The organism is Pseudomonas sp. KH_040 (assembly GCF_057839305.1).
In genome coordinates this window covers 3,095,080-3,107,750 of the sequence record NZ_CM174487.1, presented here as the reverse complement: position 1 = coordinate 3,107,750, position 12,671 = coordinate 3,095,080, and the positions used below count along the sequence as shown (strand labels likewise).

Genomic DNA, 12,671 nt, shown 5'->3' with positions numbered 1-12,671 from the left:
CAACCGCGTTAGAGGGCCGACAATGCTCGGCATCACATCGAATGAGGATTTAGAGGTGGGTATGAAAATCAAATCACTGGGCATCCCTTTCGCCATCGCTGCGGCGCTGACACTGGCCGGTTGCTCGACCCCGACGGTGGTCACTCTGCAGAACGGCACCCAGTATCTGACCAAGGACATGCCGAAGACCAAAACCAAGGATGGCTTCTATGAGTTCGAGGATATTTCCGGAGCCAAGGTGAAGGTCCGTGCTGATGAGGTCGCGACCGTGCGCGAAGAAGACTAGGTTTCGCTCGTGTCGATCGTTCCCACGCTCTGCGTGGGAATGCCTCAACGGACGCTCCGGGTTCGCCTCTGGATGGGACGCGGAGCGTCCCGGGCTGCATTCCTTTGCTGCGCGTGGGAACGATCATATCAGGGCAGCTTTGTGTTATTCGAAGGTCGGCATGCCTGGAATGCTGCCGTCGCAAGGCATGTACGTGCCACCCCGCTTGACCACTTCCCCCTGCAAGCGCCGGCAGCGTTCCAGATCCTGCTGCGCCATACGATCGATGCTCAGATTGCCGGTGGTCTGCGGCTGTTTACCGTCACCCAGGCGCAGGGTCACGAACGGTTGTTCGGGCTGGATCTGAAAGCGGCTCTTCTCTTCGACCGATTCGACCGCCTCGGTTTTCGGCGGGCTCGGCAGTTGGTCGGTGGTAACGCCGTAACGGCTCAGAATCGAGCTTTGAGGCAGATCGGCGCAGGCATTGGCCGAACCCAGCGCCAGTGCAACGAACCCGACATACCCCTTGAAACCTTTCACGTTTGAATCTCCTGTACTCAATGGCGGCTAGCTGTAGAACGTGTGCGCACGTGCTGGCTTTAGGCCGCACTTGCTGTTTTCGCAGGGATTTGAGTCAGGTCGTGGCCATCGAGTCACTTTTGAAACCGAGTTATCGCTCTTCGCGAGCAGCCTCGCTCCCACAGGGGATTTGCAAACGACACAGATCCAGTGTGGGAGCGAGCCTGCTCGCGAAAGGGCCCTTACCAGCACCCCATCAACCTCAGGCGATCACAACACCGTCAGCACTCAGGCTATTAAGCGACACCCCGACCAGCGTCACCGAATCGTTGCCAAACGTCAGCACCGTGTCCTGCCCAACAGTGGCGGCATGGGCACGGAAGTCCTCCGCCGGCAACACACCCTGCACACCGAGAAACACCAGTTTATCGTTGGACGTGTAACCCACCACCCGGTCCTGCCCGAACACGCCGTTGAACAGGAACGTATCCGCCCCGCCCCCCGACTCCATCAGGTCATTGCCAGCGCCGCCGACAAACACGTCATTGCCGATACCACCGATCAGGTGATCGTTGCCATCCAGGCCGAACAACCAGTCGCCACCGGCATGTGCCTTCAGCGTGTCGGCGCCAGCGGTGCCTTTGACGCTGGACTCGTACGCGGTGACGTTACTGCCGACCTTCAAGCCGCTGGCCGTGACGCTGTGGGTCACATCGTCCTTGAACAGGCCCCAGAGAAACCCCGGCTCTTTGGTAATGATGCTACCGATGTCGCGGGTAATGCTGATCCCGCCGTTGGCATCGCGCACGTACAGATTGCCGGCGCCGTCGTTGGCGAAGTCGAAGTTCTTCACCGCGCTTTGCAGATCGAGGGTGTTGCTGCCCTGCCCGCCAAGAATGACGTTGTAGCCGCCACTGTCGCGGAAAGTGTCATTGCCGGCGCGGCCTTCCAGGTAATCGTTGCCGCTGCCGCCCTGGATCAAGTCGTTGGCGTCGCTGCCGATGATGAACGTGCTGCCCTTGTGGGTTTCGGCGTTACGGTTGAGGTCCTGCACCCAGGTGTTGGCCCGTGCCGGGTCCGAGAGGTTGGCGACGATGATCGTCGAGTCGCGACTGGTCAGGTCGTAGAATTTTGAGTCGATCACCCGGTTCATGCCGTCGCCATACGCGGTCGGCAAGTGCGAGATCCAGGTGGGAATGTTGAGGATCGAGTACGGCAGCAGATTCCACGCGGTTGAGGCGTAGTGATCGTTGAAGCTGACGATGTTGTCGGTGGCCGATACTTTGGGCGCATCGTGCACGCCGACGGAGGCGCCGGTGAAGGTCGAACCGTCGAGGGCGCGGAACACCGGGTCGTTTTCGTAGCCGACGTTGAGCACTTTGTCGGTACTGCTTTGCGTTGGCGAGGCGTAGGCGATGTAGTTGGAGTCGGCAAAGAAACCGCCCCACTTGCCGCCGCTCAAGTCGGCCATGCTGTTGACCGCTAGGCCGCCGAGGCTGTGACCACTGACCAGCACGTCCTTGCCGCTGAGGCCGTTGGCCTTGGCAAACGCCACCACATCATTGAGCAGATTGCCGAACGCTTCGCCGACATAATTCTTGGCGTAATCCTTGGGACCGAAGGCGGCGAGCAGGTCGTTGATCACGTCGCCGATGGAGTCGAGGATCAGGTTCTCACGTGGGCCGCTGGTGCCACGAAAGGCAATGCCAAGCTCGGTGAGATGGCCCTGAGCGTCGTACTTGCCGAGGATTTCCACTTGCGCGGTGGTGTAACCGGCCTTCTCGCCGAAGAAAGTTCCCCGCGCGTCGGTCTTGCCGTCGTAGCCTAACTGCGAGGCGGTGATGGGCGTCCAGCCGGCCTTTTTCACCGCGTCGAGGGCGAGTTTTTCCGAGTCGGGGTTCCACGGAATGCCGGGAATCACCCCTTGCGAATCGGTGCCGCCGAGCAGCGCCGTGACCAGCGTGGCGGGCAGGCCAAGGCCGAAACCGTTGTGCTGATAACCGGCGGCAAAGCCGTTATCGAGGTTGTGGTAGGAATACAGCGTGATTGCCATGGCATCACTGAACAACGCCTTGGAATCGGCTGTGCCGAAGTTCTTGTAGTCATACACACCCATTGCTATTGCCTCTCTCTTGTTGGAATTGTTAGAGATAGCTCACAGCCAGGGCGCCCCACGGGGACGCCCCGGAGCATTTCGATACAACACTTCTTTAACGCGACCTTTGTAGGAGCTGCCGAAGGCTGCGATCTTTTGACTTGCTCCTAAAAGCAAGATCAAAAGATCGCAGCCTCGTTTCACTCGACAGCTCCTACAGGATTACTGTTTAGGCGAAAACGAACGCCGAGTCCGACAGGTTAGCCACTCCCACCCCGATCAGGGTCACGGCATAGTCGCCAATCTTCAGCACGGTATCGTTGCCGGTCTGCGCCGCGTGTTGCTTGTAGTCGTAGCCCTGCCCCGCGCCTTCAACGCCCATGAACACCAGTTTGTCGCTGCCCTGATAACCGTTGATGGCATCGAAACCGAACGCGCCGCTGAACAGGAAGGTGTTGTTGCCACCCACGGCAGTCATCACGTCGTTACCGGCGCCACCGACGAAGGTCACATAGCCTTTGTCGCTGATCAGCTTGTCATCGCCGCCAAGGCCAAACAGCCAGTCACCGTCAGCCGTGGCGTGCAGCGCATTACCGTAGCCGTCGCCACTGAGCGAGTGGTTGTACTGGGTCAGCTCGCTGCCATTGGTCAAACCTGTGGCTGTGACGCCCCAAGTGATTTCCTTGCTGCCCCACCACGAACCCGATTCCTTGCTCACCAGCGCGCCGATGTCGCGGGTCATGCTGATACCGCCGTAGGCATCGCGCACGTAAAGCGTGCCGTCACCGTCGTTGGCGAAGCTGAAGTTCTGCAACGGTTTCTGCAGCTCGAAGGTGTTGTGGCCCTGGCCACCGAGCAGGATGTTATAGCCGCCGTCATCACGAAAACGGTCATCGCCGCCCAGGCCTTCGAGGAAGTCGTTGCCCGCGCCGCCCTTGAGCCAGTCGTTGCTCTGAGTGCCGATAATGAAGGTGCTGCCGGTGTGAGGCTCACCGCTGCGCCCCAGATCCTCGACCCAGGTTTTGCCCCGGGACGCTTCTTCCAGATTGGAGACGATGATCGTCGAGTCTTTATGCGTCAGGTTGTAGAACTTCGAATCGATGACCCGATTCAAGCCATCGGCATAGCCCAGCGAGCTATGGGCCGACCAGTTCAGCGGATTGACGATGCTGAACGGCACCAGGTTCTGCGCGGTGGACGCGTAGTTGTCGTTGAAGTTGACGATGTTGTCGGTGGTCGAATCGTGGGGTTTGTCGTGCTTGCCCATCGAGGCTGTGCTGAACGTGGTGCCATCGAGCACGCGGAATACCGGATCGTTCTCGAAACCGATATTCAGCACGTTATTGCCGGTGCTGCTCTGGGTTGGCGAGGCGAAGGTGATGTAGTTGGCGTCCTTGTAGAAGCCGCCCCAGTTGCTCGCGCTCAATTCGGCAACGCTGTTGACGCCGAGCCCGCCGAGGCTGTGACCGCTGAGCAACACATCCTTGGCGGCGATGCCGTTGGCAATGGCGAATGCCGCGACAGCCTTGAGCAAATTGTCGAAGGCGTTTTTCGCGTAATTGCTCGCGTAATCCGAAGGCCCGATGGCGGCCAGCAGGTTGTTTTTCAGGTCGCCGAAGGTATCGCTGTAACCGAGCCCGCCGGTGCCACGAAAGGCCACGCCGATGCCGATCAGTTTGCCGGCGGCGTCGTATTTGCCGAGCACTTCCGCCTCGGCGCTGGTGAAGCCGTCCTTCTCGCCGAAGAACGTGCCCTGCGGCCCGACTTTGCCCTGATAGCCCAGCGCCGTCGCCGTGAGCGGCGTCCAGGCGGTGGCCGGCAGCGGCTTGCCGGTCGGCGTGTAGGCATATAGCGTCAGCGCGATGGCGTCGCTGTACAACGCTTTGCCATCGGCATTTTTATAATCGAACAGTCCCATGTTGTGCTCTCTCTTCCTTCAGAAACCGGCAGCTCTGTGCAGAGCTGCCGGTACGCTTTAGAACTGCCAGTCGAGGGTCAGACCCACACCGTGGTCCTTCTCGTTCGAGCCGATCAGGCCGTTGTAATCCAGGTTCACCCGCACATCGCGGTTGAGCGCCAGACCTGCCCGCACGCCGACCACCGCGGCGTCGCGATCCATCGACACGCCCTGCACGGTGAACGCGCTGTTGCCGTTGGCAAAGGCCAGATGGCTGTCAGCATCGACGTTGTTCAGGTTGTGCTGCCAGCCGAGGCTCGCGCCCAGTTCCAGCTGATGCTGATCCGACAAAGCGAACGAACGCTTGGCGCGCACGCCGAGGGTCGACAGCACCACATCGCGATTGTCCTCACCGCCCTTCAGCGCGGCGGCGTCACCCTTCTCGGTGAAGCTTTCGGTATTGAGGTGCACGTAGGACAGGTTGGCGAACGGTTCCAGATTCATCGGTTGCAGGCCCAGATCATAAGCGGCCTCGGTGAACACTTGAGTGGTGGCGGCATCGTGCTTGGTCTTTTGTTTACTGCTGACGTCCCCGAACTGCAGGTCACGTTTGACGTCGACACGGTGCCAGCTGTAGGCGCCGCCGACGGTCAGACGCAGCGCATCGATCTGATGCCCCAGGTACGCACCCAAGTGGTAGCTGTCGACCGACGCCGACGAATGCGTGCCGCTGCCCATGCTCAACGAGCTGTCGCTATAACCGGTAACGAAACCCAGACGGGTATCTTCAGCGATCAAGCCATCAACACCGGCCAGCAGGCCGCCAATAGAGCTGTTGGAGTCGGCATTGTCATGCCCGCCATCGCTCTTGCCCCACGACCCCAACACTTTGACCCAGGCGTTGCTGCGATCGTCAGTCGGTGCGCTGGCATTGAACAGATCACGCTCACGCAGACGCTCGCCAACGGCTTCACGCAGGTAACGGCTGTCGTTGATCAGCATCGTGCCAATGGCCGGATGGATTTCGCCAGACAGTTGCTGGAACGCTTGCTGCGCCGACGCCGCATTCGGCGACAGCAACAGGGTTTCGAACAGCGCATTGCCGGCGCCCAGCCGTTCCGCCGCAGCGCCCACCGCGCGCTGGTTTGGCGTCAGACCGATGCTGGCGAACGAAGCCTCGTTACGCCCGACGGCCAACTGGATGCCATCGGCCGAGTACGCCAGCGTGCCACCGAGGAAGGCGTAATCCGGCAACACCTGACCGAAGCGCCCTTCAATGCCGCCGGCCGCTTGCAGGATGTTGTAGCGCGTGCCGAGCAGGCTTTGCACCTCGTTGGTGGTCAGCAGTGTCGGGCTGTTTTCCAGCGACATGCTCACCGTGGCGCCTTCGATGACCGCTTTACCCGTGGCGATGATCTGATCGCTGCTGGTCGGCGACAGCTCTACGGCGTAGGTCGAACCCGGTGCAAAGGTCACGTCACCGGCCACGTTCATTGTGCCGATGGAGTTACCCGGCGCCACCGTACCGCCGCTGTTCACCGACAGCGCGCCGATGTGGCCGTTGCCGCCGAGGATACCGCCGTCATTCACCGTCACCGCCGATTGCAGCGAACCGTTGATGGCCAGACGTCCCTGATTGACCAGGGTCGGGCCGCTGTAAGTGTTGTTGCCGGTCAGCACCAGCGTACCGATACCTTGCTTGGTCAAACCGCCGTGGCCGGAAATGTCGTTGCGCCAGGTGTCGAGGCCGCAGGTGATGTCGGTGCACACGCGTTCGGTCGGTTTGCCCTGATCGATGATCGCGCCGATGCCCGGTAGATCGGCGACAAACTGGCCGGAACCGTACGCGCCGTCGATGCGGAATTCCGCCGGTATGTCTTGCTCAGTGACGAACATCGACGGGCCATCGATGCCCTTGCGCAGGTTGATCATGCCCCAGCCGTACAAGGCGTCGATGCCCGGTGCGCCGAGGTCGGTGGCGGTGGTGCGCAAGACCGTGGCGACTTGATCGCCGGTCATGTACGGGAAGCGTTCCATCAGCACCGCCATGGAGCCGGCGACGTGCGGCGCGGCCATCGAGGTGCCGTTGTAGTTTTTGTAGCCGGTGGTCAGGTTGTCGGCGTTGGTGCCTTCGATGATCGAGCTGAAGATCTTCGTGCCTGGCGCCGAGACGCAGAAACTCGCGGTGTAACCGCAGCGCGAGGAGAACGTGCTCATGATGTACGGGTTGGCGCTGGCCAGGTCCGGGTTCTTCTGCAACGCGGCGACGGTGATCCAGTTCGGCGCGATGTCCGGAACGAAATAGCCGAGGCCGGCGATGGCGTCCGGGTTGTTGAGGTTGTAGTCGTTGCCGGCGGCGAAGATCGTCACGATGCCGCTGCGCGCGGCGGCAATCGCGCCATCGTAGGCGCCACCAGGCTTGGTGCCGAGCAGCGTGCGGATCTCGTTGAACTGCAACTGCGCGTCATTGACGGTGAAATGCGGGTACGCCGGATCGCGGCCGCCGAGGTCGAAACGGTCAGTGATACCGATGCCCCAACTGTTGTTGATGATCCGCGCGCCGCTGGCGATCAGCGCATCCCAACCGGCCTTGTACACCGCGCCGTCGTTGCCGCGAACGATGCCGTCTTCCGGACCCGGGTCACCGTTGTCGGCGCTGATGATCTGCGCACCGAACGCCACACCGTGCATCGGTCCGCCGTCGCGACTGCCGGCGGCGATACCGCCGACGTGGGTGCCGTGGGCGCCGAGTTTGCCGTCGGAGCCGACCGAGGGCGAACCGTCATAGCGGAACGCATCGCCGGCTTTGACCGGGATGTACGGGTCGGTGTATTCACGGATCCCGCTGGTGACCAGGGTGACGACTTTATTGCTGCCGGAAAACTCCGGGTGCGCGGCGTACACCGGCTGGTCGAAGATCCCCAGTTTCACGCCTTTACCGGTATAGCCGGCGGCGTAAGCATGATCGGCACCGATCGCGCCCAGACCCCAATCGGCCTGAAACTCGGCACTGCGCCAACTCGACGGATCGCCCGTGCGACCGCTCTCCACGTACGGCGCAGCGTGTGCCGTGCCGATTGCACAGAGTACCGCGAGCGTGAGGGATTTCAGGGCAAAGCGGCCACCCGTTTGCGCGGGGGTTTTATTGTTATTCATCCAGCGACCTTCCTTAGTGTTGTTGCGAAAAATCCGTCTCTTCAGCTCTGATCGTTCCCACGCTCCGCGTGGGAACGATCAGCGTGGGTTAGAACTGCCAGTTCAGGCTCAGGCCGACGCCATGGCTTTTCTCGCGATTGGCCAGTTGTCCGTTGTAATCAAGGTTGACGCGCACGTCCTTGCTCAACGCCAGGCTGGCCTGTACGCCAACCAGCGCAGCATCACGCACCAGCGCTGAACTCTCCACCGCGTACGGCGTGCCGCCGCTGGCAAAGCGCAGGTGCTGTTCGGAATCGATGTCGCTGAGGCTGTGCTGCCAGCCGAGGTGGCCGCTCACGTCCAATGATTGTTGAGGAGAAAGATTGAAAGTCTTGATCGCCCGCACGCCGAGGGTGCTCAGCACCGCGTCACGTTGATCACCCGAACTTTTCAGCGCCGCGGCGTCGCCCTTCTCGGTGAAACCTTCAGTGTCCAGATGCACGTAAGCCAGGTTGGCGAACGGCTCCAGCGCCAGTGGTTGCAGGTGCAGGCGATAAGCCGCTTCGCCGAATACTTGCGTGGTGGTGGCATCGACCTTGGTTTTCTGTTTGGCACTGAGGTCGCTGTATTGCAGATCGCGTTTCACATCGGCGCGATGCCAACTGTATGCCGCGCCGGTGCTCAAGCGCCACGCGCCGATTTCACGGCCGGCGTACGCGCCTAAGTGATAGCTGTCGACCTTGGCCGACGAATGCGTGCCCGAGCCCATGCTCAGCGAACTGTCGCTATAACCGGTAACCAGACCGATGCGCGTCTGCTCATCCAGCGCGCCATCGACACCGGCCAGCAATCCGCCAATCGACGTGCTATAGCCCGCTGTGTCGTGGCTCGAATCGGTCGTGCCCCAAGCGCCGAGGGCTTTGATCCAGCCATTGCTTTGCGCAGCATTGTTATCGCGCAAACGCTCGCCCACTGCATCACGCAACTGGCGGCTGTCGTTGATCAGCATCGTGCCCAGCGCTGGATGGATTTCGCCGCTCAGTTGCTGGAACGCCTGTTGCGCAGACGCGGCATTTTCCGAGAGCAGCAGGCTTTCATACACCGAGTTGCCTGCGCCCAGACTTTCCGCAGCCGTCGCCACCGCGCGCTGATTCGGGGTCAGGCCAACACTGGCAAAAGAGGTCGCGTTGCGCTCGATACTCAGTTCAATGGTGGTGACGCCGTAATCGAGGACGCCGCCGATGAACAGATAGTTCGGTTGAACACTGCCAAACTGGCCCCATATTCCGCTCTTCGCCTCCAGGATGACGTAACGATTACCGAGCAGGCTTCTCGCTTCGACGGCACTGAGCAGGGTTGGACTGTTTTCCAGCGACACGCTGACCGCACCCAGACCGGGGGCAGCCATGCCTTCGGCAACGATTCGGTCGCTGCTCGTTGGCGACACCTCAACCTCGTAAGTCGAAAGATCCCCCATAAGGACGTCACGCATCACGCTGAGCGTGCCGATGGAGTGGCCGGGCGCAACGCGGCCGGTGCGGTTGAGGATCAATCCGCCGACCACACCAGTACCACTAAGAGTACCGCCGTCATTGACTGTCACCGTCGAAGTCAATGTACCGTCGACGCTCAGCAGACCGCCGTTGACCATGGTCTCGCCACTGAACGTATTGTTCCCGGTGAGATACAGACTCCCTGCCCCGGACTTGATCAGGCGACCCTGAAGTATCTTGTTCTCCCATGCGGCGTCGCGGGCCATGCCCACCGCATAATCCGTCTTGTCCTGCTGGCTGGCATTCTCCGGAAGCCCGTTGTACCAAGCCTTGTTGAAGAATGTTTTCTCCCACGCATAGTGCTCGGCGAGTGCTTCATCTTCGCGGGCTTTGCCTGCCTTGTCGGAAATGTCATTGCTCCAGACGTCACTCTGTCCGGCCGCCAGATTGGCATTGAACACCCCCATCAACTGCCCCGGCCCCCGCATCGCCCGGTCCAGGTTGATGACACCCCAGCCGACTTGTTCATTCGGCACTTGCGTCACCGAACCATCCAGTTGCGTGGCGGTGGTCAGCAGCACTTGCAGGGCTTGCTGATTGGTCATGTACGGGAAACGCTCCATGACCAGCGCCAATGCGCCGGTCGCATGGGGTGCCGCCATCGAGGTACCGGACTTGATCCCGTAGCCGCCGCCGGGAACGGTGCTGTCGATCTTCGCGCCCGGCGTGGTGATGCACCAGTATTTGGCGATGCCGCACTGGTTGTACTTCTGCTGATTGTTCTGATCGAGCCCGGAGACCGCCAGCCAGTGGCCTTCGAGATCCGGCTGAAAATACGGCAGTGCCGCACGCACGCTGGCATTCGGGTAGCCGCTGTTGCCGGCGCTGAACACGTTGATCACCCCGCGCCGCGAGACATCGGCCGCCGCGTCAAGCCAGGTGCCCTGGTTGTAGTGCTGGGCGTAGGCCTTCTGCACATCCGCGAGGGTGCGGTAACTGACATCTGGCGGCTGGCTACCCCAACTGTTGTTGATCGCGCGCACGCCGGCATCGGCCAGCGCGTCGTACACCGCTTTGAAATACCGCGGATCGGGATTGGGGCCGAACAGGAAGCTGTCGTTCTTGTTGGTGTTGCCGACGTAGATCTGCGCGTTGTACGCAACGCCATGCATGCCGCTGCCATCGCGCGAGGCGCCCATGGTGCCGACGACGTGGGTGCCGTGGGAGTCGTTGTTGGGATTGAGGGTGCCGTCGACGTTGAACGGCGAGCCATCGACGTAGCTGCCAGTGGCCGTCACCGGGTGATAGCGGTCACTGGCGAACTCTGGGTGAGTTGTGTCAAAGCCAGAATCGAGGGCGCCGATTTTTACCCCCTTGCCACTAAATCCTGCCGCGTAGGCTTTGTCGGCCTGCATCCGCTCAAGGCCCCAGTCACGGAGGAATTCGGCAGTGCGCCAACTGGCCGGATCGCCGGGTTTTCCAGGTTCCAGGTATTGCGCCTGAGCGGGGTTTGCGGAAATCGCAAGCAGCAAGGTGCCGAGCGAAATAGGTTTGATACGTCCGTCCATGTTCACCATTCACTTTTATTGTTTTATGCAGGTTCTTTTGCGGTGTTGCCTGTTCCCCTCACCCCAGCCCTCTCCCCGAGGGAGAGGGAGCTGACCGAGGTGTCTCGCGTCATGCATCGACCTGAAAAACCTGGGTCGATTGTGGATTAGGTAAAGCACATCCCCTCACGCCAGCCCTCTCCCCGAGGGAGAGGGAGCTGACCGAGGTGTCTCGCTTCATACATCGACCTGAAAACCCCGGTCGATTATGGATTCGGTGCCGCTCGATCAGGTCGGCGTACTTCTAAAATATCCCCCGATCGGTCCCCTCTCCCTCTGGGAGAGGGTTAGGGTGAGGGCTGGTGAGCGACCACAAAAGCCTCATCCACCCGCGCCAGATCCTGCTCGTTCAAGGTCCCGGCGTAGTAATGCAACTTGGTCCACGCCATCAAATAGTCATACCGAGCCTGCGCCAGATCGCGGCGCGTGGTGAACAGTTGCTGCTCGGCGTTCAACGCGTCGAGGTTGGTGCGTTCGCCACCGAGAATGCTCTGCTTGGTCGACACCACCAGCGCTTCCGCCGAGCTCAACGCTTTCTGATAAGCGCGCAGTTTGCTTACCCCGGACAAACACGCACTGAACTGACGACGCAGTTCGATCAGCGTCTCGCGTGTCTTGCCATCAAGCTCGTACTCCGCCTGTTCCATGGTGCGGCTGGCCTGACGCGTCGACGCCGACACCCCGCCCCCGGCATACAACGGCACGCTGACTTCGAAACCAATGGTGTTGGTTTCGTAGCGCTGGTTGTAGGTATTGCCGCTTTCTGATTCGTTCTGGCGCATCGAGGCATAGGCATTGATTTTCGGCAGATGCCCGGCGCGATTGCGTTCCACTTCATAACGCGCAACTTCCACGGCCTGGCGCTGCGAGGCCAGATTCGGGTTATTGCTCACCGCCATTTCGTGCCAGGTGTCGTAATTGGCTGGCATCAGCGCGAAGGTCTGGAAGTTTTGCCCCAGCGGCGCCAGATCGCCGATATCCACCGCTGGCACGCCCACCAGTGCGCCCAGTTCACGCAGCGCCGCGTCTTGTTCATTGCGCGCTTCGATCTCTTCAGCGGTCGCCAGTTCATAGCGCGACTCAGCCTCGAGAATGTCGGTGCGCGTGCCCTCGCCTTGCTTGAACATGTGCTCGTTCTGCTGGAACTGCTGCTCGTAGGCCTTCTTCTTCGCCTGGGCGATATCGATCTGATCCTGCGCGAACAGTGCCTTGGTGTAGTTATCCAGCACGCGGACCAACAGTTCCTGGCTCTTGCCGCGAAAGTTTTCGTCGGCGAACAACGACTGCGCGACACCTTTGCGATACGCGGCATACGCCTCGTAATCGAGCAGCGGTTGCTGCAGGGTCAGTGCCGAGCCGTAACTGCTGTAGTTGCGGTCATCGGTACGATTACGCGCGCGCTCATCCAGCGAGGTGGCTTTCGAGGAGTTACGGCCCTTGTTGTAGGTGTAACCGATGCGCGGCAGCAGGCCGGCACGGCCAATGGCGCGGTTTTCCAGGCCGGCATCACGCTCCTTGATCGCCCCGAGGAACACCGGGTCATTGCGCAACGCCTGTTCGTAGATCTCGAACGGCCCCATCGCCGCCACTGCTGAGTGACTCGCGAGCAGCATCATTGCCGCCGCGAGCATGGAAAGCTTATTCATACAGCCGAACATCC

At 60.9% G+C, this 12,671-nt stretch carries 7 protein-coding genes; 1 reads left to right on the top strand and 6 read right to left on the bottom strand.

Features of this window, described 5'->3' with window-relative positions:
* Positions 1-61 precede the first annotated feature (61 nt).
* Positions 62-286 carry a YgdI/YgdR family lipoprotein gene (locus tag AC3IUF_RS13925; RefSeq protein ID WP_042705060.1) on the top strand — a complete coding sequence of 75 codons (225 nt, stop codon included), beginning with the start codon at positions 62-64 and terminating at the stop codon, positions 284-286.
* A gap of 144 nt (positions 287-430) precedes the next feature.
* Here AC3IUF_RS13925 and AC3IUF_RS13920 read toward each other — a convergent pair whose 3' ends face one another.
* From AC3IUF_RS13920 to AC3IUF_RS13895, 6 genes are all read right to left on the bottom strand, one after another.
* Positions 431-805 carry a hypothetical protein gene (locus AC3IUF_RS13920; protein WP_489281348.1) on the bottom strand — a complete coding sequence of 125 codons (375 nt, stop codon included), beginning with the start codon at positions 803-805 and terminating at the stop codon, positions 431-433.
* 241 nt (positions 806-1,046) lie between these two features.
* Positions 1,047-2,900 carry a polyurethane esterase gene (locus AC3IUF_RS13915; protein ID WP_489281346.1) on the bottom strand — a complete coding sequence of 618 codons (1,854 nt, stop codon included), beginning with the start codon at positions 2,898-2,900 and terminating at the stop codon, positions 1,047-1,049.
* A 208-nt stretch (positions 2,901-3,108) separates the two neighbouring features.
* Positions 3,109-4,797 (bottom strand): polyurethane esterase, encoded by a 1,689-nt coding sequence (locus AC3IUF_RS13910; RefSeq protein WP_489281344.1) that lies wholly within the window; start codon positions 4,795-4,797, stop codon positions 3,109-3,111.
* Positions 4,798-4,854: 57 nt separating this feature from the next.
* Positions 4,855-7,932 (bottom strand): autotransporter domain-containing protein, encoded by a 3,078-nt coding sequence (locus AC3IUF_RS13905; RefSeq protein ID WP_489281342.1) that lies wholly within the window; start codon positions 7,930-7,932, stop codon positions 4,855-4,857.
* A gap of 88 nt (positions 7,933-8,020) precedes the next feature.
* Positions 8,021-10,981 (bottom strand): autotransporter serine peptidase EprS, encoded by a 2,961-nt coding sequence (gene eprS / locus AC3IUF_RS13900; protein ID WP_489281341.1) that lies wholly within the window; start codon positions 10,979-10,981, stop codon positions 8,021-8,023.
* A gap of 317 nt (positions 10,982-11,298) precedes the next feature.
* Entirely contained in the window at positions 11,299-12,669 is a 1,371-nt protein-coding gene (locus AC3IUF_RS13895; protein WP_007914891.1) for a TolC family outer membrane protein, read from the bottom strand.
* Positions 12,670-12,671 lie beyond the last annotated feature (2 nt).

Excerpts from the sequence above, each read along its gene's own strand:
- AC3IUF_RS13925 (WP_042705060.1), top strand. The coding sequence starts at position 62 with ATGAAAATCAAATCACTGGGCATCCCTTTCGCCATCGCTGCGGCGCTG.
- AC3IUF_RS13915 (WP_489281346.1), bottom strand. The coding sequence starts at position 2,900 with ATGGGTGTGTATGACTACAAGAACTTCGGCACAGCCGATTCCAAGGCG.
- AC3IUF_RS13910 (WP_489281344.1), bottom strand. The coding sequence starts at position 4,797 with ATGGGACTGTTCGATTATAAAAATGCCGATGGCAAAGCGTTGTACAGC.
- AC3IUF_RS13905 (WP_489281342.1), bottom strand. The coding sequence starts at position 7,932 with ATGAATAACAATAAAACCCCCGCGCAAACGGGTGGCCGCTTTGCCCTG.
- eprS (WP_489281341.1), bottom strand. The coding sequence starts at position 10,981 with ATGGTGAACATGGACGGACGTATCAAACCTATTTCGCTCGGCACCTTG.
- AC3IUF_RS13895 (WP_007914891.1), bottom strand. The coding sequence starts at position 12,669 with ATGTTCGGCTGTATGAATAAGCTTTCCATGCTCGCGGCGGCAATGATG.